Below are 22,391 nucleotides of genomic sequence, written 5' to 3' on the forward strand. Positions count from 1 at the left end.
CTGCCCGGGCGGGCGCACGCTAGGCGTCGCGCCGAACTGCGAGGCGCTGTCGGGTCCTGGCGTCGAGTAGCTCGCGCAGGGTCTTGAACAGCGGTGCGCGGTCGGTATAGCGACGGCCGTAGTCGAGGTTGAAGGCATAGTCGAAGTCCGCCGGATTGTCGCCCTGGGTGTGCTGGAGCAGGGTTTCCAGCTTGTCCAGGGCCTTCACTGCCAGGGCTTCGGCGGACTCGCCGCGCTCGTATTCGTCCCACAGGGCGAGCAGGCGGTCGCGCAGCGGCGCGTCGAGGTGACGGGTCAGCTGCAACAGGTCGGCGCGTTCCTGTTCGCCTTTGTCCGGGTGCGCGGCCTGCTCGACGGCGGGGATGTCGCCGTGGATCGCTTCGCCGAGGTCGTGGACCACGCACATGCGCAGGACCTTGCCGAGGTCCAGGCCGGCCAGTTGGTCCTCGAAGGCCAGTGCCATCAGGCACAGCCGCCAGCTATGTTCGGCGGTGCTTTCCGGGCGGCCGGAGGAGGTGTGCGCGGAGCGCAGGACGTCTTTCAGGCGTTCGGCTTCGCGGAGGAATTCGAGGCGGTTGCTCAGCAGTTCGAGGGACATGGCGCGGGCTCCGCTACCGGTGAAACGAGCCTGCAAGCCTAGGCGCGGCGGTGCTGAAGGTCCATGGATAAAATATCCGCGGCGACGTTCAGAGGGTTTCCACCAGGCGCACCGCGCGTCCGTCCGAGAGGGTCATGCGGGTCCAGCGGCAACGGCTGCGCCGGATCGGCACGATGGCCGAGGCGTTCGCTCCGCTGGCGAACTCCAGCGCCGGCGGTGCCAGCAGTTCGCGCCAGCCGAGTTCCTCGAGGGTGGCTTCCTGGCGGAGGATTTCCTCGCTGCAATAGGGCCACAGCGAACGGTCGAGCAGTTCGCCGAGAGGCACGCCGAATTGCGCGGCGCGTGCCGGCGAACAGGCCAACAGGCGATGGGTGAGGTCGCAGATCAGGTGCACGGGTTGCGGGTTGGCCTCGACCAGGCGGGCCAGTGCCTGGTCGGCGGCGGCTTCCAGGCGGGCGCCGAGCAGACGCTCCAGGCGTGCCCGTTCCTCCACCAGCAGCGCCTGGGTACCGGACTCCCAGCGCGAGATGGTCGATTGCGCCACGCCGAGCAATTCGGCGGCATGCGTTTGCTTGACCCGGTGCAGCAGGCGCCAGCGACGCAGGGCGGGGCCCAGGGACGAAGAAGGGAGAGGCTCGGTCATGCTTGGCTACGCGGGCGAATGGACGCTGAAGTCTGCGCCCGACGCCGGGCGGAGGCAAATCGGCGCGACACCGGGGGGACCCGTATGGTCGGCGGCGATCCTCGGAGGGCCGCCCGCGCCGCGCCGGCAGCCGTGGAGCTGCCGGCGGGCGTCTCGCTCAGGCCTTGGCGAAGGAGGTGGGGAAGGGCAGGTTGTACAGGCGTTGCCCGGTGGCGGCGAAGATCGCATTGGCCAGCGCCGGGCCGATGGGCGCCACACCGGGTTCGCCGACCCCGGTGGGCGCTTCGCCGGAGGGCACGATGTGCACTTCGACCTTGGGCATCTCGGCGATCCGCAGCACCTGGTAGCCGTCGAAGTTGTTCTGCTCGACCTTGCCGTCCTTCAGGGTGATCGCGCTGTGCAGGATCGCGCCGAGGCCGAAGCCGATGCCGCCCTCCATCTGCGCGGCGATCACGTCCGGGTTGATCGGGATGCCACAGTCCACCGCACAGACCACCCGCTCGACCTTCAGCTTGCCGTCCTTGTCCACCGAGACCTCGACCACCTGGGCGACGAAGGTCTTGAATGCCTCGGTCACCGCGATCCCGCGCCCGCGCCCGGCGGGCAGCGGCCTGGACGGGTCCCAGCCGGCCTTTTCCGCAGCCAGTTCGAGCACGCCGCGCAGGCGCGGCTGCTCTGCCAGCAGGTCGCGGCGGAACAGGTAGGGGTCCTTGCCGGCGGCCTGCGCCGCCTCGTCGATGAACGCCTCCACCGCGTAGACCGTGTGCGAGCTGCCGACCACCCGCCACCACAGGACCGGCACGCCGACCTGGGTGGTGCTCAGCTCGACCGAGACATTGGGCACCGCATAGGGCAGGTTGGCGGCGCCTTCCACCGAGGTGGCGTCGACGCCGTCCTTGACCATCACCGCGGCGAACGGCGTGCCTTCCAGGATCGACTGGCCGACGATGCGATGTTGCCAGCCGACCAGCTTGCCGTCGGCGTCGAGCCCGGCTTCGAGCCGGTGGTAGTACATCGGCCGGTAGAAACCGCCGTGGATGTCGTCCTCGCGGGTCCATTGCAGCTTCACCGGCACGCCATTGGCGCCCAGCGCCTTGGCGATCGATACCGCCTCGACGATATAGTCCGACCAGGCGTTGGCGCGCCGGCCGAAGCTGCCGCCGGCGTAGAGCGTATTGATCTTCACCTGCTCCGGCTTCAGCCCGGCGGTGCGCGCCGCGTTGCCCTGGTCGACGGTCTGGAACTGGTCGCCGGCCCAGATCTCGCAGCTGTCGGCGGTCAGCCTGACCACCGCGTCCAGCGGCTCCATCGGCGCATGGGCGAGGAACGGGAACTCGTAGCTGGCGGCGATCCTGCGGGTCGCCCCGGCCACCGCCTTGGCGGCGTCGCCGTCCCTGCGCGCGGGCTTGCCGGGTTGCTCGGCGAGCTTGCGGTACTCCGCCATCAGCGCCTCGGAACCACGCTTCTCGGCCTTGCTCTCGTCCCACTCGACCTTGAGCGCGTCGCGGCCTTGCTTCGCCGCCCAGAAGCCCTTGGCGACCACCGCCACGCCGTGCGGCACCTGGACCACCTCGACCACCCCCGGAATCGCCCTGGTCGCCGTGGCGTCGAACGATTTCACCGTGGCGCCGAACAGCGGCGGGCGCTGGAGCAGGGCGACCAGCATGCCGGGCAGGCTGACGTCGAGGGTGAATTGCGCACTGCCGTCGGTCTTGCCGGGAACGTCGACGCGCGGCGCCTGGTGACCGATCAGGCGGAAGTCCTTGGGATCCTTCAATTGCACTTTTTCCGGCACCGGCAGTTCCGCCGCCGCAGCGGCCAGCGAACCGTAGCTGGCCTTGCGCTGGCTGGCCGGATGTTCGACGAAGCCGTCGCGGGTGCGCAGTTCGGTGGCCGGCACTCGCCACTGGCGGGCGGCGGCCTCGACCAGCATCGCGCGCGCCTTGGCCCCGGCCTCGCGCAATTGCATCCAGGAGTTGGCCATCGCCGAACTGCCGCCGGTGCCCTGCATGGTGCCGAAGGCCAGGTTGGCGTAGCGCTTGGCGTCGGCGGGCGCGCTTTCCACGCGGACCTTGCTCCAGTCCGCGTCGAGTTCCTCGGCGACGATGGTGGCGATACCGGTATAGGCGCCCTGGCCCATCTCCACGTGCTTGGCGATCACCGTGACACTGTCGTCCGGGGCGATCCGCAGGAAGGCGTTGGGCGCGAAGCCGGCGTCCGGCAGGGCCGCGGCGAGGGCACGCCGGGCTCCGCTCCACTGGAAGCCGATGGTCAGGCCGACCACCGCGGCGCCTTTGAGGAAGCCGCGGCGCGAGCCGGGCAGGGCGTTGCTCAGATCGATCTTGCTGTTCATGGCGTCAGGCCTTCAGGGTGTCGGCGGCTTCGTGGATGGCGGCGCGGATCCGCACATAGGCGGCGCAGCGGCAGATGTTGCCGTTCATCGCGGCATCGATGTCGGCGTCGCTGGGGCTGGCGTTCTGCTCCAGCAGCGCGGTGGCGGACATGATCTGGCCGGACTGGCAGTAGCCGCACTGCGGTACCTGGAGCTTGACCCAGGCGTCCTGCACGGCCTTGCCGGGCTTGCTCTGGATACCCTCGATGGTGGTGACGCGCTTGCCGGCGACCGCGGAGACCGGCAGCACGCAGGAACGTACCGCGGTGCCGTCCAGCTGCACGGTGCAGGCACCGCACTGGGCCATGCCGCAGCCGAACTTGGTGCCGTGCAGGCCGGCGCTTTCCCGGATGGCCCAGAGCAGGGGCATGTTGGGATCGACGTCGAGGGTGACGTTCTTGCCGTTCAGGACGAGCGAGGTGGGCATGCTGATTCTCCACGGAAAGGCCCGGGCAGGGCGTTATCTCTTATCAGGCAGGGATGCATCGGGCGAAGTGTGCGCGAAGGACGAAACGGACGCCTTGCACGATCCTGCGAAAGTCTAGATCAATCCTGCCGAGCGTCCCGGCGGGCACGGCGCGGAAACGCGGCGAAACAACTCCGTCGGCGCAGGCGTTCACCCGCCATCGGCAACGCGCTAGGATCGCTGCCGTCGGTGACTGACGCCCGCCCGGGCGGCACGCACTTTCAGTCGGAAGCGGGACGACCCGTTTTCCCTCTTTCATTGCGCGGGGACGACCCTGCAGAGAGGCTGAAAATGGCGTGGATCTATCTCTTGCTCGCCGGTGTCTTCGAAATCGTCTGGGCCACGGCCATGAAGGAGTCGGCCGGCTTCACCCGCCTGTGGCCAAGCCTGGTCACCCTGCTGTTCATGATCCTCAGCTTCGGCCTGCTGGCCGTTTCCATGAAAACCCTGCCCCTCGGCACGGCCTACACCATCTGGGTCGGCATCGGTGCGGTCGGCGCCTTCGCCCTGGGCATCCTGCTCTTCGGCGAAAGCCCGAGCCCGTTGCGGCTGCTGGCGGTGGGGCTGATCGTGGCCGGCATCGTCATTCTCAAGCTGGCGACCCGTCAGGGCTGAGGGGCGACCATCATGTACGCATCCTTCGCTCCCGCGACCTGGGCCTTGCTCGCCTACCTCTTCGGCGCGCTCGCCCTTTGCCTGCTCATGCTGGGGTTGGGCCGGGTGCTGGGCGGCCGATCGCATGGCCGGGCGAAGAACCTGCCGTTCGAGTCGGGGGTGGATTCCACCGGCTCGTCGCGCTTGCGCTTCTCGGTCAAGTACGCGTTGGTCGCCATGCTGTTCGTGATCTTCGGCATCGAGATGCCGTTCCTCTACCTCTGGGCGGTGTCGCTGCGGGAGAATGGCTGGGCGGGTTTCGTCGAGGCGACGCTGTTCGTCTCCCTGCTGCTGGTCGGACTGTTCTACCTGCACCGGGTCGGCGCCCTCGACTGGTCGCCGGAGCGCCGGCGGAAAAAGCCGCACGACTAGTCGTGGAGGATCACCAGCAGGTAGCGGCAGGCTTGCCCGGCGGTGGCGAAGGTCACCGCGCGGTCGACGCCGAAGTCCAGGCGGTCGCCGCGTTGCAGGTGGAACGACTGCTCGCCGTAATCCACCCGCAGCGCACCCTCGACCAGCCACAGGCGCTGCCGGTAGGGCCGGCCGCCCCAGCGGGGATAGTCGAGGCGGGCGTTCGCCGGGATCTCCACTTCCACCATCTCGCAGCCGCTGCGCGGATCGAGAGCGCCGACCTGGCGGCGGCGGTAGCCGCTGGCCGGGTCTTCCCACACTTCCTGCTGCGCGCGCCGGCAGAGCGGTTCGGCCGGCGCCTGCGCGTCGCCGAGCAGCTCGGAGAGGGCGACCCCCAGGCCGCCGGCGAGACGGCCGAGGACGCTGGCGGTGGGGCTGCTTTGGTTGCGCTCGATGCGCGAGATCATCGCCTTGCTCACCGCGCAGCGTTCGGCCAGTTGGGCGAGGGTCAGCTCGCGCTCCTTGCGCAGGGCGGCTAGGCGTCGGGCAATCAGTTCGTCGATATCCATGAGTGGCCCTGGCGGATTTTTCTCGTCCATGATAGTCACTGTCCAATATATTGGAAATTCGACCTTGCATTGGAGCTTGCCCGCGATGACCGAACCGACGATTCGCCGCCTGGCTGGCGAGGAGATCCTGGCGCGCCTGGACGAACTGGCCGAGGTACTGCTGGACTGCGTGGAAGGCGGGGCTTCGGTCAGCTTCATGTGGCCGTTGCCGCGGGAGCGGGCGCTGGCTTTCTGGCGCGGCGTCGGCGAGAGCGTGGCGGGCGATGAACGCCTGCTGCTGGTGGCGGAAGCGGAGGGGCGGATCGTCGGTACCGTGCAACTGCTCCTCGACCAACCGCCGAACCAGCCGCACCGCGCCGACGTGGCGAAGATGCTGGTGCACCGGCGTGCGCGTCGGCGCGGCATCGGCGAGGCGCTGATGGGCGAGCTGGACCGGCTCGCCCGGGCCTGCGGCAAGTCCCTGCTGGTGCTGGATACGGTCAGCGGCAGCGCCGCCGAACGGCTGTACCTGAAGACCGGCTGGACACGGGTCGGGGAAATCCCGGACTACGCCCTGATGCCGGACGGCACGCCCTGTCCCACCACCTATTTCTACAAGCGCCTGGCTGCTGCCGGCTGACCGAAGATGCCGGCGTTCCCAAGGCAGGCCGGGTAGAATCGGCGGATGCGAGAGATTCGGGGTCGATGGTGGAGTTACTGCAAGGGTTCGTCCTGACCCGGCACTGGCGCGATACGCCGGCCGGCACGGAAGTCGCGTTCTGGCTGGCGACCGAGCAGGGCCCGCGGCAGGTGCGGCTGCCGCCGCAGCCGTCGGTGGCGTTCGTCCTCGCCGAGCAGCGCGGGCGCGTCGAGTCCCTGCTCGCCGGGGAGACTGGCGCCGAGCTGCGGCCGCTGGCGCTGCGCGACTTCCAGCAGCGGCCGGTGCTCGGCCTGTACTGCCAGCAGCATCGCCAACTGATGAATCTGGAGAAACGCTTGCGCCAGGCCGGCGTCGAGGTGTTCGAGGCCGATATCCGGCCGCCGGAGCGCTACCTGATGGAGCGCTTCATCACCGCGCCGGTCAGCCTGGAGGCGAGTGTCGAGGCTGACGGCAGCCTGCTCGCCCGGCGCCTGAAGCCGGCTCCGGACTATCGCCCGCGCCTGCGCCTGGTGTCGCTGGACATCGAGACCAACGCCCGCGGCGATCTCTACTCCATCGCCCTGGAAGGCTGCGGCCAGCGCCAGGTATACATGCTCGGCCCGGCCAACGGCGATGCCGCGGCCGTGGATTTCCGCCTCGACTATTGCGACAGCCGTGCCGGGCTGCTGGAACGTCTCAACCAGTGGCTGGCCGAGCACGACCCCGACGCCATCATCGGCTGGAACCTGGTGCAGTTCGACCTGCGCGTCCTGCATGAGCATGCCCAGCGCCTGAAGGTGCCGCTGCGCCTGGGGCGTGGCGGCGACGAAATGGGCTGGCGCGAGCACGGCAGCCGCAACAACCACTTTTTCGCCGCGGCGGCCGGCCGCCTGATCATCGATGGCATCGAGGCGCTGCGCTCGGCGACCTGGAGCTTCCCCTCGTTCAGCCTGGAGAACGTCGCCCGGACCCTGCTCGGCGAAGGCAAGGCGATCGACAATCCGTACCAGCGGATGGACGAGATCGATCGCATGTTCGCCGAGGACAAGCCGGCCCTCGCGCACTACAACCTGAAGGACTGCGAATTGGTGACGCGGATCTTCGCCCGTACCGAACTGCTCGACTTCCTCCTCGAACGGGCCACCGTCACCGGCCTGCCGGCGGACCGCAGCGGCGGCTCGGTGGCGGCCTTCACCCACCTGTACATGCCGTTGATGCACCGCGCCGGCTTCGTCGCCCCGAACCTCGGCGAGAAGCGTCCGGAAGCCAGTCCCGGCGGCTTCGTCATGGACTCGCGGCCGGGCCTCTACGAATCGGTGCTGGTGCTCGACTACAAGAGCCTGTATCCGTCGATCATCCGTACCTTCCTGATCGACCCGGTCGGCCTGGTGGAAGGCCTGCGCCAGCCGGACGACGAGCACTCGGTGGAAGGCTTTCGCGGCGCCCGCTTCTCGCGTACCCGGCATTGCCTGCCGGCCATCGTCGCACGGGTCTGGGAGGGCCGCGAGGCGGCCAAGCGCGAACGCAACCAGCCGCTCTCGCAGGCGTTGAAGATCATCATGAACGCCTTCTACGGGGTGCTGGGTTCCAGCGGCTGCCGCTTCTTCGACCCGCGCCTGGCCTCGTCCATCACCCTGCGCGGGCATCGGATCATGCGCCGTACCCGCGAGCTGATCGAGGCCGAGGGCTATACGGTGATCTATGGCGATACCGACTCCACCTTCGTCTGGCTCGGCAGCCCCCGCGCCGAGGAGGAGGCCGCGGCCATCGGCCGGGCGCTGGTGGCGCGGGTCAACGACTGGTGGCGCGAGCACCTGAAAGAAGAATTCGGCCTCGACAGCGCCCTCGAGCTGCAATTCGAGACCCATTACCGGCGTTTTCTCATGCCCACCGTGCGCGGCGCCGAGGAGGGCAGCAAGAAACGCTACGCCGGCCTGGTGCGCCGCGCCGACGGTGGCGAGGAGATGGTCTTCAAGGGCCTGGAGACCGTGCGCACCGACTGGTCGCCGCTGGCCCAGCGCTTCCAGCAGGAACTCTACCTGCGCATCTTCAATCGCCAGCCCTACCAGGACTACGTGCGCGATTACGTACGACGGACCCTGGCCGGCGAGCTGGACGACCTGCTGGTCTACCGCAAGCGCCTGCGCCGGCGCCTCGACGATTACCAGCGCAACGTGCCGCCGCATGTGCGCGCGGCGCGCATCGCCGACGACTACAACCTCGAGCGCGGGCGCCCGCGGCAGTACCAGAGCGGCGGCTGGATCAGCTACGTGATCAGCGTCGCCGGTCCCGAGCCGCTCGAGGCGCGGCGTTCGGCCATCGACTACGAGCACTACGTGGGCAAGCAGTTGCAGCCGGTGGCCGACGCCATCCTGCCGTTCGTCGGCGATGATTTCGCCACTTTGGTCGACCGGCAGATGGCACTATTCTGAGGCTCATTGGCGGATGAGCCGCTGGTCCAGCTGGCGCAGCCGTTCCCGGTCGAGGTTGCGCGGCAGGACGAGAGTGTCCGAGCCGTTGGTCAACGGCGATTCCACGGGCCTGTTGAGTGGGATGACGATACGCTCGGCGTCGTAACGGATTTCCTTGGCGTCGGTCAGGCCCTGCTTCTGTAGCTGATGGATGGCTTCGAGGCGGGCGTCGGCGTCGGCTGCGCTGGGCGCCGATTGCATGACCTTCAGGTAGATGTCCAGTGCCTCCCGGCCATTGAACGGACCTTGCCCCAGGTGCTTCACGAATACCCGGTAGACGCCTCCCACCGCGCGGCACAGGCGGCTGTTGCCGTTCTGTGCGGCGATGTCGGCCTGCAGCCTGGCGTCGCACTGCTGCTTGCTCATGTTGCGGGCTTCGGACTTTTCGCTTTGCGCGCAGTAGGCGCTGCCGTAGAGGTCGCCGTCCTTGTCGCAGCGGCCGTAGCAGATATCGTGCAGGCGGCAGGCCTCGCTGAGCGAGCAGCCCGCGACGTCGTCCGGAACCAGATACTGGGTGAAGCCGGAGCCGCAATAGGTGGCCTTGTCTTCGGCGGCGCTGGCGGCGGGCGCCATCCGCGGGGCGAGCAGAAGGACGGCGAAGCCGATCAGGAGCAGGCTAGAGAGGGTTTTCATAGAGGACGTCCTGTTCGCTGCGGGTGCCGGGTTCCGAGAGTTGCCGTTGCAGCCGCCGGTGCATGGCCGTGGCTTTGAGGTAGTGGAAGTCGAAGCACTTGCCGAACGAGAAGTTCTTCCGCACCGGGTCGTGGCACTCCCGGTAGTAGGAGGCGCCAGCCGTACGTTCGTAGATGGCCTTGCTGACGGCGGTGGCCATGAAGGCGATCACCTGGTCGTTGAAGATATCGTTGTGGTCGGCGATGAAGGACTGCGAGGTGTAGATGAAGTTGACCGGCTCGTTGCTGTAGCAGGGCATGCGCGGCAGCGCCGGATCGGCGTTGGCGCCGTCCGCGCTGCAGAAGCTCCTGAAGCGCCATTTGCCGATATCGGTGTCGTCGATCACCCGTGGTTCGGGCGGTCTTGGCGCGCAGTTGTCGCTGCCATCCGGCAGCGGGCACTCGCGGTCGATCAGCAGGGCGGTCCGATACAGGCTGTAGTTGCCGAGGGCGGTGGTATCCAGGTCTTCTTCCCGGAGGCGATAGCGGGTTCCGTTGTAGGTCCTGTCCAGGTCCACCTGGCTCCAGGTGAGGTTGACGCCGACCCATTGGCCGAGCGGGAAGGCGAAGTGGGTGGCGCTGTCGCCGTGCGAACTGATGACGTACAGCAGCGGCGGCGGCTGGGTTCCCAGGGCGCCGACCTTGAGGCTGTTCTCCTTGAGCAGCAGGCCCTGATTGGCCTCTATCGCCGGATTCAGCATGATTACCGCGTCGCCGAAGGCGCGTATCCGCTGACCGTCCTGGAGAGCCAGCAGGCGTTCGAGCAACGGGTCGTGAAGTGCGCCGAGGGTGATTGCGCCGCCGAAGCTGTGGCCGACGATCACCAGATAGTTCCTGTCCTTGCGATCGATCCGTTCCAACTGGGCGAGCAACTCGGCGACGCCACCCCGGCCGACTTCCTCGGCGACGGCCTTCCTGTCCCAGTAGGTCAGGTTCTCGCTATACAGGCCATGCATCGACTTGCCCCGCCAGCCAACATAGAGGCCGACCAGCCTGCGTTTGCCCAGCACCCCGGAGGAGGCGAGATTGGCGAGTGCCTTGTTGAAGCTGGCGACGTTGCCGTCGTCCCGTCCCGCGTTGTGCTTCCAACCGTGAATGAACACCACCATGGCGATGTCCTCCCGGGCGGAGTAGCGCTTTAGCTGGTCGATCAGGCGTTGCGTTCTGGCAGGCGCGAAGTCGTTGCCGCGCTCGCTGTATTCGACGAAGCCGATCTCGTAGTTCGGATGGCGTTCGTAGTAGCTGTCGCTGCAAGGCCGCATGTCGGCGCAGGTCGATTCGCTGTCATCGCGCAGCGGGGCGTTGGCGGCGCAGCCTGCCAGCAGGCAGGCTGCGAGAAGGGCGAGTATTTTCATGACGATTCCCGCGTGGAGATTCTTTTCCGGCGCGCCAGAACTCGACCGGTCGCTACCCGTTACGCAGGCCGGTCGGTACGCTCTGGCGCTGTCGGTGCCCGTGTCGCCGGCCGGGTGCTGTCATGGGGGATGGGAGAGCGCAGGCGGAGAAGTCGTCCCGCGAAAGGCTGGGGAGGCGTGTGTCCGGGTCCCCTGGAAGCGGGCCTGGGATATCCCGGAAAGGCTCGTCGTGGGGCGAACTGTCGAAGACGTTGACATGCTGAACCACCACTTCCGTGTCTGTTCTGCAACTGTCTATAGACCGCCGGGGGATGGGTGTCAAAGTGCCACTTCGCAGCCTTCCGCATGGTGGATGGCTGCGAAGGAGAGTCGATCAGGCCAGTTGCGCCGGGTCGAGCATGTCGCTTTCGAAGGTCATCCAGCCGCCGTTCTCGCTGGCCGCGCCGTCGAGGATCGGGCCGTAGTAGGTGAGGCCGATGGTCAGGCTGAAGCAGATGTGGGTAGCGTTCTCCGGGGCGTCCAGTTGGCCTTCGAAGTGCAGCTTGAGCACGCCCGGCTCGACGCTTTCCAGGCCGATGGCGACGTTCGGGTTGTCCACGGCCTCGCTTTCGCGGCCGCGTTGCTCGGCGCTGACGGTGAGGGTCACGGTGTCTCGGTACATGTCTTGCTCCAGTTGGCGTGGGGCCGGCGTCGCCAGCGCGGCGGACAGACTACTGGCAGACGCGCCGGCTGGCCAGTGCTGGCTGCGGTAGGCGCCGCGCGGGGCCTGGGAATCATTCGCCGGCGGCGCAGTCCAACTGCGCATCACCAACCAACCCCCGAGGGGATGATGAAGCTACCCGTGCTCGCTGTATTAGGCGCCGCGCTGCTGTTGAGCGCCTGCGCGAAGAAGGAGGCCGAGGCCTGTGCCTCGCCGGACGTGAAAGACCAACTGATGCGGATCTTCCTCCAGGGCGCGATCACCGAGCGCTCGCCGGAGTTCAAGGACAGCGCGCTGCGCGACGTGGCGATCCTCGAGAAGGATCCCGACAGCGGCGTGCTGTCCTGCGTCGGCACCCTCAGCGTGCCGGCCGGCCAGCAGGTGGTCGAGGGCGTCCTGCAATACCGCATCGCCCCGGTGGCCAAGTCCGACTACGACTACCTGCTGCTGGATACCGCCGGCGCCAACACCACCGCCCTGGCGCAGCGCCTGAACAAGGCGCTCGGCCAGTGATCGCGCGCCTCGCTCAGGGTACGCCGTTGCGGCCGTGGGCGAGGAAGCCGGGACGGGCGCCGAGGCGCTCGTAATAGGCGCGCACCGCTGGCAGCGACGGATGCTCGAACGGCGTCTCGTACCAGCGGTTGACCGACAGGCCGATGGCGATGTCGGCCAGGCTGAAGGTCTCGCCGGCGACATAGGCGCCGGTGCGTAGCAGTTGTCCCTCGAGGATTTCCATGAAGCCCGTCCAGCCGCGCAACGAAGCCTCCACCTGGGCCGCGTCGCGGTGCGCCGGCGACTGCCGGACCAGGCTCATGAAGGCATAGCTCCACGAGCGGTTGAGGTCGGAGGCCTGCCAGTCCAGCCACTGGTCGACCCGCGCGCGCGGCGCCGCCTGCTGCGGATAGAGGCGTTCGCCGGCATAGCGGTTGGCCAGGTAGCGGATGATGCTGTTGGATTCCCAGAGCACCAGTTCGCCGTCGCGCAGCACCGGCACCATGGCGTTCGGGTTGAGGGCGAGGAATTCCGCCGCGTGGGTGTCGCGGAAGCCGCTGCCCCAGTCTTCGCGGCGGTAGGGCAGGTCCAGTTCGGCGCAGGTCCAGAGCACCTTGCGCACGTTGATCGAAGAGGCCTTTCCGAGAATCTCCAGCATGGCGATGGCGCGTCCTTGGGCGGATAGGAAGGCTCCGAGTATACGGGCCGATCCCGCCGACGGGGAACGGCTCGAGCGGGGGCGCCGGCTAGGCGCCGCTGGCTTGCCGGCGACCCGGGCGGCGGCGCGCCCAGAGGGCGAAGTAGAGCCAGCCGATGACGAACGATGGCGCCACGCTCGCCAATGGATGCGGCGTGCCCGAGAGCCAGTGCAGCGCGGCCATCGGCGCGGTCAGCAGGAGCACCACCAGCAGGGGCGCCTGGCGTTGCGCAAGGCCGTGGCGGCGGCCGAGACATTGCAACAGGTACAGGCCGAAGCGCGTCGCCAGGAGACTCGCGGCGCCCTGGAGCAGGGCGGCGACGCCCATCCCGGCCAGGCCGCCGTCCTGGTTGGCATAGGCCGCCCAGGCGCCGTAGAGCACCGCGGCCGGCAGCGCCGCCAGCCACGGGTCGTCGGAGCGCTGCGCGAGTCCGCTCACCGGATGATCCTCTGCTGCACGTAGGGTTCGGCACCGGGCGCGAGGCGGACCATGCAGAGGATCTGGTCGCTGCTGCCGACGTGGGCGACGAAGTGGTCGTTGGTCCTGGCGTGGCTGGACATCGCCATGCGCGGGAAGAAATCCGGGGCGACGCTGCGTTGCCCGCCGGGTATCAGGCCGGTTTCCGCATCCAGGCGCAGGTTGGCGGACAGCGTGCCGACCACGTCGAGGGCCAGGTCGACCATGTCCGGGCTCTGGCGCGGCGCTTCCAGGTCCGGGTACAGCGTCGCTCCCGGGATCCGCGCGCTGAGGGCGCGGAACATGTTGTAGACCACCGGGTTGTAGGTCTTCGCCACGATCAGTGGCGGCAGCCCGCCGTTGCGCTCGCTGACCTGGCGCAGGAAGAACTGGTTGATCCGCTTGAACAGGCTGGTGCGGTGGTAGCGGTCGACCACCATCGCCGTCCACAGGTAGAGGAAGCGCGTCGAGCCGCGGACGAAGTCCTTCGCGCCCAGGATGCCAATGATCCGTTCGCCCTCCGGGTCGGTCGCCAATACCAGGTGGTCGTAGGTCTCGAAGATATCCGGCTGGTTGCCGAAGTATTGCAGCACGTCGAACTGCGGCATTCCTTCTTGCAGGTCGGCGACTATCTTGCGCTTGAAGCCCTCGGGGAACTGCCGTTCGCGGCTGGAGTAGTCGAGGTCGAAGGCGTTTTTCTGCGGATCGCTGGTCATGGTCGTGGCTCGCCGGAGGAAGGGGCTGAAGGGCGCAGGACCAACTGGCGGTCCGTCGCGTCGGGGGCGTCGTCGGCGATACGGATGTACGCGCCGCGGGCCCAGAGTTCGTTGAGGTCGGTGGCGCCGTCGAACGGCAGGCCGGAATTGCGGGTGGACAGCGCGTAGCGCGAGTTGTCGAAGTCCGCCAGGTCGATGACCATCCGCAGGGTCGCGGCGATCCGTGTGTGGAACGGGTTGGCCGGGTCGCTGTAGTCGAAGCGCCCGACGTTGACGCTGAAGTTGTCGCCGCCCTTGTTGTTCTTCAGGTCGAACAGCGCGCGCAACGGGGTCTTGTGGAAGGGCACGTGCTCGGCGAGGGCGGCGTGCGCCTCGCCCCACTTCCAGCCGCTCGGCGCGCTTCCGTGGGCGGCTCGCAGTTCGTCGAGGGCGCGGCGCAGCGACTGGTTCAGCTTGAGGTCGCAGCCTTGTTCCTGGCCGCACCAGAAGCGCAGGTCGGCCTGGCCGTCGAGGATCAGCCGGAGGAATCCGTCGTAGTTGCGCTGGTTCCAGCCGCTGGCCAGCAACTGCGTGCCGATCCTCGGTTGCAGCAGCTCGCGGGTGAAGGCGCGTACCCAGTAGCCGGCGATCAGTGGCGCGGCCAGGTCGGCGGCGGCCTGGTGGTTCCAGCCCTGGAGCAGGGCGAAGGCCTCGCTGGCGCGCAGTTCGGGGTCGCTGACCTGCTCCAGCATCTTCGGCAACAGGCTCGCCATCACGCTGGAGAACTCGTCGTTCTGCAACTCCAGGCTGTCTTCCAGGGTGCGCTGGCCGGGGCCGCCGAGCCACTCGCGGATGCGTTCGTAGCGGTAGGGCAGGACCCAGTCGTGGCCGAAGTCGAAGGCATTGTCGGGCGGCACGATGCGCTGGTTCGCCGTGGCGATGAACCCTTCGCGGGGGTTGAGGCTGCGTGGCTTGGCGCTTTCCGGAACGTAGCCGACCCAGTCGTAGCGGCTCTCCCAGCCGGGCGAGGGGGCCAGGCCATGGAGGTCGTCGTCGGCGCCGCGGAGCGGTACGCGACCGGCGGAGACGTAGCCGATGTTGCCCTCGATGTCGGCATAGACCATGTTCTGCGGCGGTACGCCGAAGTCGGCGGCGGCGTCGAGGAACTGTTCCCAGCCTTCGGCCCGGTTGATCGCCAGCAGGCTCGGGAAGGTCTTGTCGTGACGGTCGAGGCCGGTCCAGGCGAGGGCGATCACCAGCCGGTCGCGCTGCGCCTGCGGCAGCCGCGCCGGTTCGTAGATGTCGCTGATCACCGGGCCGTGGCGGGTGCTGCGGACCTCCAGCGAGACCGTCTCGCCGTCGCGCACGGCGATGCGTTCCAGGCGCGTCTCGAAGGGCCGGTAGCCGTCCGGGGTCAGGTAGCGCCGCGGGTCCTGGGGATCGACGCGCTCCAGGTAGGCGTCCTGGATGTGCGAGCCGGTATTGGTGTAGCCCCAGGCGATGCGCTGGTTATGGCCGATGACGAACAGCGGGGCGCCGGCGAAGTTGGCGCCGGTGAGGCTCAGGCCGGGGATCTTCAGGCTGGCCAGGTAGAAGGCCGCCGGGTTGGTCAGGCGCAGGTGCGGATCGTTGGCCAGCAGCGGCTTGCCGGTGGCGCTGCGGCTGGCGGAGACCACCCAGTTGTTCGAACCGATGCCCTCGACGTTGGAACCGGGCAGTTGCCCCAGCAGCTTGCCGGCGTCCGGCGTGCCGTGCAGGGAGCGGTACAGGCTGGCGTAGTCGCGGGTGGCCGGCGGCCGCTCGCCCGGATAGGGGGCGAACACCTCGTTGATCCGCGCCAGGTCCAGGTGCTCGGCCAGCGCCAGGCGCTGCAACTGCATGCCCAGGTTGGCGCTCAGGGTCCAGGAATAGAGCAGGTGCAGGGACAGGCTGTCCACCGGCCCCCAGGGCCCCGGCCGTTCGTGGCGCACCAGGCTGAATTCCAGCGGCAGCGCCGCCGGGGCCAGCTCCAGATAGGCGTTGATCCCGTCGCTGTAGCGTTGCAGCAGGACGCGCGTGGGCGCGTCCAGGTTGGCGTAGATGCCCTCGGCGGTGCGTCGGAAGCCCAGGGTGCGGGCGAACCTGTCCATCGGCAGGGTCTTGACGCCGAACACTTCGGAGAGCGTCCCGCCGGCATAGCGGCGGGCGAACTCCATCTGCCACAGGCGATCCCTGGCGTGGCTGTAGCCGAGCAGGAAATAGCCGTCCTCCAGGCTCTGCGCGCGGATATGCGGGACGCCGGCGGCGTCCCAGGCGATCCGCCCCTCGTGTTCCAGGCCATGGCCGACCTGGATCTCGCCGTACTTGAAGCCCAGCGGGACGGCCAGCAGGTAGACCGCGCAGGCCAGTAGCCCCAGCAGCAGGCCGCCGAGGGACAGGCGCCAGGCGTAACGTGCGTTCTTCGACATCGCTTCGAGTCTCCACGCCGACGGGTCAATAGACCCGCCGGTTCCGGTCCGCATGGCGACTGACGAAGAACACCAGCGAGACGCGCTCGCCGGCGGTCACCTGCTGGACCTCGTGGGGATAGCTGCAGTCGCTGATGATCACCGAGCGCGGCTCCGGCTTGATGTCGTTGCGCAGGTTGCCGTCGCGGTCGTAGACCACGAACTGGCCGCCGGAGAAGTAGGTGCCGAGCTGCAGGACGATGGAGTACTGGTAGTCCGGGTTGCTGTCGGTATCCAGGTGCCGGCCGATGAATGAGCCGGCCTTCATCCGGTTCACCTGCATGCGCCGGACGTAGAAGGCGTCGTCGCCCATCAGCTTGCGGAACAGGCTCATCACGTTGTCGTTGCAGACGCGCGGGATGATCAGCTCCGACAGCGCATGGTTGACCACCGTGGGACGGTCGCGGTCGGTCATGAAACGGGCCACGTAGAGGTCGTTCTCCTCGTCGGCGTCGCCGATCAGGATCTTCTCCCACGGCAGGGTCGAGTTGGCCAGGACCTGGTTCATCAGTTCCCAGTCCTGCTCGTCGTAGAGCGCGTCGCTGGGGGTGATATAGGCGCAGCCGTTGGCTGCCAGGCTCTGGGTGATCTGGGCAATCTGAGTATTCATGGGGTTTCCTGTGTGATCAGGCGGTAGCCTGGGATGCGGGTTGGTTGGTGTGGGGCTGGTTGGCGGCATCGGTCTCCGGAGCGAGCCGGGCATGGTTCTCGCGGTACCAGTCGACGATTCCGAACGGGTCCGACTGGCCGCGGCAGAGGTGGTCGCGCAGGATCAGGAAGTTCTCCCACATGCCCCAGGTCTCGGTCATCGGGCCGAACTTCGAGGGGCGCGCCTCGTTGGCCGCGCGCTCCGGCGCGATGCGCCAGAAGTTCACTCCCGGCTTGCGATGGTGGAAGTCGTGGCTGGGCAGGTCCTGCATGAAGGAGAACACCCGCAGCGGGATGTCGATCAGCAGCACGCCCAGGCTCCAGCGAACGAACGCCAGGGCGAAGGCCAGGCCCTGCTTGTCGGCCGGGTAGGGGCGGCCGAGGAAGCGTCCCCAGCTCAGCGAGCCGTAGTGCAGGAAGCGCGGCAGGCCGTGCTCGTTGCGGGCGAACCAGAGGTGCTCGGAGACGTGCTGGATCCACGACGAGTACTGGGTGAGGATGAAGATCGGGAACAGGTAGAACAGCGCGAACGCCTCCAGGTAGCCGCTGGCGTACACCAGGCCGAGCAGCGCAGCCCAGTAGAGCGCCCGGCTGACGCGCTCGTGGCGCGGGGCGGAGACGAAGCTGACGTCGAAACGGAACTTCAGGTGCTCGAGGATCCGCGCCGGATGGAAGGGCGCGAGCACCAGGCGGGTCCAGAAGGCGCTCTCGGACATGCCCTTGTAGAAGCCGTGCTGTTTCATGAAGACCAGGTCGACGTCGTGCTCGGTATTGAAGGTGCGCACGCTGTGGTGTTCGTTCACGTGCAGCTTCACGTACTCGTCGCGCGGGGTGTGCAGGATCGGGATCGACAGGATCCACTTGCAGGTGAAGCGGGCCAGCGCCTTGTTCTCCAGGCTGGCGCCATGGGTGGTGTAGTGGAAGGTATGGAGGAAGCCACGCTGGCGGTTGACCACCAGGCACATGATCAGCGCGCCCAACAGGCACTTCAGCCACAGTGGCTGCTGCGAGGCGAGCAGTTGCTGGCCGTAGATCACCGCGAGGAAGAACACCGCGTAGCCCCAACTGATGTGCAGGTAGAGCTGCCAGGGCTTGAGCAGGGTGTCTTTCGGCCGTCGCGGCGGGCGGTCGTTCAGCGACTTGCCGGTGACCCAGGTCCAGAACGGCTGGCAGGGCAGGTCCTTGTAGGTACGGCGCACGTCGATGCCGTATCCGTACTTGGAGTATCGGGTCTTGAACAGTTCATCTTGCATGGCGCAGGCGCTCCCTCGTTACAGGTAGTCGGTTCGGATGTAGAGCGTCGGGACGGTCGCGAAGAACGAGTAGAACGGCTCCATCCGGTAGTGATCGACGGCCAGCACGACGAAGTTGTCGAAGCGCTCGCCGAAGAGTTTTCCCATCAATGCGTACTCGGCGGCCTGGGAGACGAAGCTGGCCCAGATCTGCTCGCGCGACTGGCTGGCGAACCATTTCTCGTAGAGCGGCAGGCGCGACAGGAAGATCGATTCCAGGGCCGGGTAGTCCAGCCCGGTCTGGCCGTAGTCGCCCTGTTCCAGGCGCTGGACGATCTCGCCGTGGGCCCGGTGCCAGCCGTCCTCGCCGCCGCACATCTCGAAGAACGAGCAGGTCGCGGCCGGGCAGGGCAGGGCCCCGGCGATCCGCTCGAGCTGGCGCTCGACCTTGCCGAGGAAACCCTCGCGGGTCTCGCCGGTGGCGGGGTTGCGGTTGAACGATAGGTACTCGAACTCGCCGCCGAGGATCGCGTGGCGGATTTCCACCTGGCGCGCCCTGGCCAGCTCCGCCACCGCCTGGCCGGCGCTGACCAGCTTGGCGCCGGCCAGGCCGGGCTGGTCGCCGACTCGCTCGAAGGTGTAGCGCGGCTTGCCCTCGGCATCGCTGGAGTGCGAGTAGTCCGGGCATACCGCGCTCACCAGGTGCAACGGACGGCCTTCGCCAGCGGCGCGCTCCAGCGCCTCAACCAGGCCGCGCAGGGCCCGCTCGCTGGGCGGCATGACGTTGCCGGCGGCCAGCCAGCGCTCGATGTCGCGAGCGTGGCGGTCGAGCTGCGGGATGTCCGGATGCTTGAGCTCCAGCTCGCTCTTGGCGTTGACCGCATCGGCCAGGAGCAGGGTGGTCAGGGACGGGATGCGTCCCTTGCTCTTGAATCGGTGGATGTTGGTGACCACCGAGTTGCCCTGGCGCAGCTTGAAGTCGAATTCCTGGTGGCGCGACTGGAGGATCAGGTAGAACAGGTAGTTGCTGAACGGCAGCTCGCGCGCGCCGTGGGAGATGCGCAGCTCCAGATACCTGCGTTTCAGTTCGCCGAGGCGCGTTTCCAGTTGCGCATAGGTATGGTCGGGGACCACTTCGGCGAGGGGGAGGCCATACGAGATGGATTTCAATATGTTCCGGCTGAGACGGGAATCGATGTCTGGAATCATGGCGTTCACCTGACGTCGGGCTTGACCAGGACGGGAGCGGGCTGGGTTTTTCCGGGGAGGCTGTGCACGTCGCGGAACAGCAGCATGTCGACGAACTGCTGCTCCTTGTCGCCGGCGAAGCCCTGCGGCTCGTCGATGCGGCGGGGGTTCTCGTAGGTGCCGAACAACATGTCCCAGATCGGGAAGTCGCTGTAGTTGCACTCGTGGCGGTCGCGCTGGTGGTGGATGCGGTGCATCTCCGGGCGCTGGAACAGGTAGCCGAGGACGTGCGGGGTGCGCAGGTTCGAGTGGTAGAACATCTCGCCGAGCGCGGCGAACATGATGTAGTAGGCGCCGGCCTCGATGCTGATGCCCATCACCACGTAGGCGACGAAGCTGCCCAGCAGCGAGTTGAAGACCATCTCGGTCGGATGCTTGTAGAAGGAGGTGAATACCTCGATGCGTTGCGGCGCGTGGTGCAACTGGTGGAACAGCCGCCAGAGCGTGTCGTTGGCGTGGCGCGCGCGATGCCACCAGTAGGTGACGAAGGTGTTGACGAAGTAGGCGGCGAAGCCGGCCAGCAGTGGTGGCAGGGCATCCGAGGTGTGCAGCAGGCTGTGCCCCATCATCCATTTGTTCCAGGTGATGCCGGCGAGCAGGGCGATCGACACCTGGACGATGTTGAGGAAGATCACCCGGGCCACCCAGGTGCTCACCTTGGGCAATTTCCAGCCGGGAACCAACTGTTCCAGCATGAAGATGAATAGCGCCACTCCGATCAAGTAATAAATCATATTTATCTCCTCTTCCTTAGGGGCGGACGCCATGCGGAACTTTCATCGATACGAAAGGCCAGCGTCCTGTTTATTGTCTGAAGCACTTCTCGGCAGGCTGCGGTTATCGCTTCGCTATATTCGGAAGGCGATCTCGGTCAGGCGTGGATAGCTTGTCCATGGTCGAATGGAGCGCTCTTTTTAATTGCCTCAGAATGCGCTTCGTGAAAATCGGCACGGACAATGAAATGCCTGGTCGAATTAAATTGTCACAGCCCGGCAGGGACAACCTGCCCTTCCGGGCAGGTATCTGCGGAGAGATAGGGGGGGAAGTATGTAGTTGCCATTTCTGGTCCCCGGGGAGCCTCGTCGACGAGGCCCGCCATGGGCCAAGGTTTGTTGTCGGGAGGCTCTCCCGACGACGATGGAGCGTGCGAGAAGAACAATGAGAAAGACCGCCGTGAGGCCCATCGGAGAGCCGTTCTACGGTTTCCGCAAAGATCCGGGGCGCCGTCCCCTCCAGCCCAGCGCAGTTCCTGCGCGGCGCCTCGTGTCCGTGCTCATCGAGAAGTTCTCTTCAGCCTCGTTTCGTCGTCGCCCGGCGGGCGGCGAATGGGCTAGACCTCGTCCGGAACACCCGCACAGGGCCGGTGGCGATATGTACTTCCAGGTCCGGCTTGATAAAGGGAATTGTCATGAGTGGATAAGACGGAAACAAAAAAGAATAAAAACGCTGAAGAACCGAATCCTGCCGGGATCGATTGTTGACTGGTGAAGCTGGCATGCATGATGAGAGAGAGGGATATCTCGAGATTTTGTCAAGAATAACAACCGAGGAAGAGTTCTTCTCCCTGGTTCTCGAGATATGCGGTAATTATGGATTCGAATTCTTTTCATTCGGTGCGCGGGCGCCTTTCCCGCTGACCGCGCCTAAATATCATTTCCTGTCCAATTACCCAGGGGAATGGAAAAGCAGATATATCTCCGAAGACTACACATCCATCGACCCGATCGTGCGCCATGGTCTTCTGGAATACACCCCGCTGATCTGGAATGGCGAAGACTTCCAGGAGAACCGTTTCTTCTGGGAGGAAGCGCTGCATCACGGCATCCGTCACGGCTGGTCGATCCCGGTCCGCGGCAAGTACGGGCTGATCAGCATGCTGTCCCTGGTGCGTTCCAGCGAGAGCATCGCCGCCACGGAAATCCTGGAGAAGGAATCCTTCCTGCTCTGGATCACCAGCATGCTGCAGGCTACCTTCGGCGACCTGCTGGCGCCGCGCATCGTCCCGGAAAGCAATGTGCGCCTGACCGCCAGGGAAACCGAGATGCTCAAGTGGACCGCGGTGGGCAAGACCTACGGCGAGATCGGCCTGATCCTGTCGATCGACCAGCGCACGGTGAAGTTCCATATCGTCAATGCGATGCGCAAGCTCAACTCCAGCAACAAGGCGGAGGCCACCATGAAGGCTTACGCCATCGGCCTGCTCAACTGAATCGACGCCTCGTCGCCTAGCGAGGCCGCCGCGCAAGCGTCCGGCCATTCACCGAATGGCCGGATAGCGTTTGCGCCGGTCGCCTGAGCGCAGCCTTCCCACCGGCAGCGTTTCCCCGCTGCCCCCTTCGCCATTGCGCCCGTCCTCCTGTTGTCCGGCACGCTAGTGCAACTTTCCGGGCGCTTGGCAAACCGGCCAAAGAATAGAACGGAATCGATGCCCCACACCTGTAATTTTTAAGGGGTTATGGCTATTGCAAAAAAGCGTTTATAAGTTTGTCCCCTGTCAAATCTGGTTACAACTGGGTTTCAGGCGAAACATTCGGTCATGGCAATTCGGCATTAGTTGAAACTTTGGAGACGCTCCGAAGCGGGCAACTTTTGCCCGGAAAAAGCTTCACGGCAATTTCTCCGGCCTGTCATCCCGATGTCTTCTTTCCGGTATGGATGCCAGTCGATTCGAACTGGCGGAGATTCGCACCATGCGAGAGTACCAACGGTTGAAAGGGTTTACCGACAACCTGGAATTGCGTCGGCGCAACCGTGCCACGGTCGAGCACTACATGCGCATGAAGGGGGCCGAACGGTTGCAGCGGCACAGCCTGTTCGTCGAGGACGGCTGCGCCGGCAACTGGACCACGGAAAGCGGCGAACCCCTGGTTTTCCGGGGCCATGAGAGCCTCAGGCGGCTCGCCGAGTGGCTCGAGCGCTGCTTCCCCGACTGGGAGTGGCACAACGT

At 66.6% G+C, this 22,391-nt stretch carries 22 protein-coding genes and 1 pseudogene; 7 read left to right on the forward strand and 16 right to left on the reverse strand.

What is annotated here, in order from left to right:
* Nucleotides 1-19 precede the first annotated feature (19 nt).
* The 4 genes from FHW81_RS23605 to FHW81_RS23620 all read right to left on the reverse strand — a co-directional run bounded on the left by FHW81_RS23605 (nt 20) and on the right by FHW81_RS23620 (nt 4,060).
* Nucleotides 20-598, reverse strand: coding sequence for an HD domain-containing protein (locus FHW81_RS23605; RefSeq protein ID WP_003114949.1), 579 nt, complete (start codon nt 596-598; stop codon nt 20-22).
* 88 nt (nt 599-686) lie between these two features.
* On the reverse strand, nt 687-1,241 hold the full coding sequence (locus FHW81_RS23610; RefSeq protein ID WP_003088112.1) for a helix-turn-helix domain-containing protein: 555 nt from the start codon (nt 1,239-1,241) through the stop codon (nt 687-689).
* Between the two features lie 157 nt (nt 1,242-1,398).
* A complete protein-coding gene (locus FHW81_RS23615; RefSeq protein WP_003122807.1) occupies nt 1,399-3,594 on the reverse strand; it encodes a xanthine dehydrogenase family protein molybdopterin-binding subunit in 2,196 nt (731 codons plus the stop codon).
* Between the two features lie 4 nt (nt 3,595-3,598).
* Nucleotides 3,599-4,060 carry a (2Fe-2S)-binding protein gene (locus FHW81_RS23620; RefSeq protein ID WP_003102736.1) on the reverse strand — a complete coding sequence of 154 codons (462 nt, stop codon included), beginning with the start codon at nt 4,058-4,060 and terminating at the stop codon, nt 3,599-3,601.
* Nucleotides 4,061-4,390: 330 nt separating this feature from the next.
* On the opposite strand from FHW81_RS23620, the gene FHW81_RS23625 reads away from it, so the two are divergent.
* Together FHW81_RS23625 and ndhC are read left to right on the forward strand one after the other, a co-directional pair.
* The gene (locus tag FHW81_RS23625; protein WP_003102734.1) at nt 4,391-4,714 is read left to right on the forward strand and encodes a DMT family transporter; all 324 of its coding nucleotides are present in this window, start codon (nt 4,391-4,393) and stop codon (nt 4,712-4,714) included.
* 12 nt (nt 4,715-4,726) lie between these two features.
* Nucleotides 4,727-5,125 carry an NADH-quinone oxidoreductase subunit A gene (ndhC, locus tag FHW81_RS23630; RefSeq protein ID WP_003088123.1) on the forward strand — a complete coding sequence of 133 codons (399 nt, stop codon included), beginning with the start codon at nt 4,727-4,729 and terminating at the stop codon, nt 5,123-5,125.
* On the opposite strand, the gene FHW81_RS23635 is transcribed toward ndhC, so the two are convergent.
* Nucleotides 5,122-5,673 carry a helix-turn-helix domain-containing protein gene (locus FHW81_RS23635; protein WP_003450159.1) on the reverse strand — a complete coding sequence of 184 codons (552 nt, stop codon included), beginning with the start codon at nt 5,671-5,673 and terminating at the stop codon, nt 5,122-5,124. The two genes, ndhC and FHW81_RS23635, sit on opposite strands and share 4 nt — an antisense overlap.
* An 85-nt stretch (nt 5,674-5,758) precedes the next feature.
* Here FHW81_RS23635 and FHW81_RS23640 point away from each other — a divergent pair, with 85 nt between their 5' ends.
* Together FHW81_RS23640 and FHW81_RS23645 are read left to right on the forward strand one after the other, a co-directional pair.
* On the forward strand, nt 5,759-6,292 hold the full coding sequence (locus FHW81_RS23640) for a GNAT family N-acetyltransferase (RefSeq protein WP_003102722.1): 534 nt from the start codon (nt 5,759-5,761) through the stop codon (nt 6,290-6,292).
* A 68-nt stretch (nt 6,293-6,360) separates the two neighbouring features.
* Nucleotides 6,361-8,724 (forward strand): DNA polymerase II, encoded by a 2,364-nt coding sequence (locus FHW81_RS23645; protein ID WP_003122806.1) that lies wholly within the window; start codon nt 6,361-6,363, stop codon nt 8,722-8,724.
* A gap of 3 nt (nt 8,725-8,727) precedes the next feature.
* On the opposite strand, the gene FHW81_RS23650 is transcribed toward FHW81_RS23645, so the two are convergent.
* The 3 genes from FHW81_RS23650 to FHW81_RS23660 all read right to left on the reverse strand — a co-directional run bounded on the left by FHW81_RS23650 (nt 8,728) and on the right by FHW81_RS23660 (nt 11,450).
* Nucleotides 8,728-9,396 carry a hypothetical protein gene (locus tag FHW81_RS23650; protein WP_019726108.1) on the reverse strand — a complete coding sequence of 223 codons (669 nt, stop codon included), beginning with the start codon at nt 9,394-9,396 and terminating at the stop codon, nt 8,728-8,730.
* Complete coding sequence (locus FHW81_RS23655; RefSeq protein WP_019726109.1) at nt 9,380-10,789, reverse strand: alpha/beta fold hydrolase; 1,410 nt, start codon at nt 10,787-10,789, stop codon at nt 9,380-9,382. Before FHW81_RS23655 ends, FHW81_RS23650 begins: the two co-directional genes overlap by 17 nt.
* Before the next feature lie 373 nt (nt 10,790-11,162).
* Entirely contained in the window at nt 11,163-11,450 is a 288-nt protein-coding gene (locus tag FHW81_RS23660) for a hypothetical protein (protein WP_003088136.1), read from the reverse strand.
* 165 nt (nt 11,451-11,615) lie between these two features.
* Between FHW81_RS23660 and FHW81_RS23665 the strand changes: the two genes are divergently transcribed.
* On the forward strand, nt 11,616-12,002 hold the full coding sequence (locus FHW81_RS23665; protein WP_003115740.1) for a hypothetical protein: 387 nt from the start codon (nt 11,616-11,618) through the stop codon (nt 12,000-12,002).
* A 13-nt stretch (nt 12,003-12,015) separates the two neighbouring features.
* On the opposite strand, the gene FHW81_RS23670 is transcribed toward FHW81_RS23665, so the two are convergent.
* The 8 genes from FHW81_RS23670 to FHW81_RS23705 form a co-directional block, all read right to left on the reverse strand.
* Nucleotides 12,016-12,639 (reverse strand): glutathione S-transferase family protein, encoded by a 624-nt coding sequence (locus FHW81_RS23670; protein WP_003088140.1) that lies wholly within the window; start codon nt 12,637-12,639, stop codon nt 12,016-12,018.
* Nucleotides 12,640-12,727: 88 nt separating this feature from the next.
* Entirely contained in the window at nt 12,728-13,117 is a 390-nt protein-coding gene (locus tag FHW81_RS23675) for a hypothetical protein (protein WP_003088144.1), read from the reverse strand.
* Nucleotides 13,114-13,851, reverse strand: coding sequence for a hypothetical protein (locus FHW81_RS23680; RefSeq protein ID WP_003088145.1), 738 nt, complete (start codon nt 13,849-13,851; stop codon nt 13,114-13,116). The genes FHW81_RS23675 and FHW81_RS23680 overlap by 4 nt, the downstream gene beginning before the upstream one ends.
* Nucleotides 13,848-16,277: a penicillin acylase family protein gene (locus FHW81_RS23685; RefSeq protein WP_023090611.1), complete on the reverse strand. Its 2,430-nt coding sequence runs from the start codon at nt 16,275-16,277 to the stop codon at nt 13,848-13,850. Before FHW81_RS23685 ends, FHW81_RS23680 begins: the two co-directional genes overlap by 4 nt.
* A gap of 25 nt (nt 16,278-16,302) precedes the next feature.
* The gene (locus FHW81_RS23690; protein WP_003102697.1) at nt 16,303-16,926 is read right to left on the reverse strand and encodes a 2OG-Fe(II) oxygenase; all 624 of its coding nucleotides are present in this window, start codon (nt 16,924-16,926) and stop codon (nt 16,303-16,305) included.
* 16 nt (nt 16,927-16,942) lie between these two features.
* Nucleotides 16,943-18,217, reverse strand: coding sequence for a fatty acid desaturase (locus FHW81_RS23695; protein WP_003102695.1), 1,275 nt, complete (start codon nt 18,215-18,217; stop codon nt 16,943-16,945).
* Between the two features lie 18 nt (nt 18,218-18,235).
* Nucleotides 18,236-19,405: a hypothetical protein gene (locus tag FHW81_RS23700; protein ID WP_003088150.1), complete on the reverse strand. Its 1,170-nt coding sequence runs from the start codon at nt 19,403-19,405 to the stop codon at nt 18,236-18,238.
* Nucleotides 19,406-19,410: 5 nt separating this feature from the next.
* Nucleotides 19,411-20,178 carry a sterol desaturase family protein gene (locus FHW81_RS23705; RefSeq protein WP_003102692.1) on the reverse strand — a complete coding sequence of 256 codons (768 nt, stop codon included), beginning with the start codon at nt 20,176-20,178 and terminating at the stop codon, nt 19,411-19,413.
* Between the two features lie 761 nt (nt 20,179-20,939).
* On the opposite strand from FHW81_RS23705, the gene qscR reads away from it, so the two are divergent.
* Both qscR and phzA read left to right on the forward strand, forming a co-directional pair.
* Entirely contained in the window at nt 20,940-21,653 is a 714-nt protein-coding gene (qscR, locus tag FHW81_RS23710; protein ID WP_003118960.1) for a quorum-sensing transcriptional repressor QscR, read from the forward strand.
* A gap of 481 nt (nt 21,654-22,134) precedes the next feature.
* Nucleotides 22,135-22,391, forward strand: a pseudogene (phzA, locus tag FHW81_RS23715) (phenazine biosynthesis protein PhzA); the annotation flags it as partial.

It is taken from the genome of Pseudomonas sp. RC10-4-2, from assembly GCF_050433085.1.
GTDB lineage: Bacteria > Pseudomonadota > Gammaproteobacteria > Pseudomonadales > Pseudomonadaceae > Pseudomonas > Pseudomonas aeruginosa.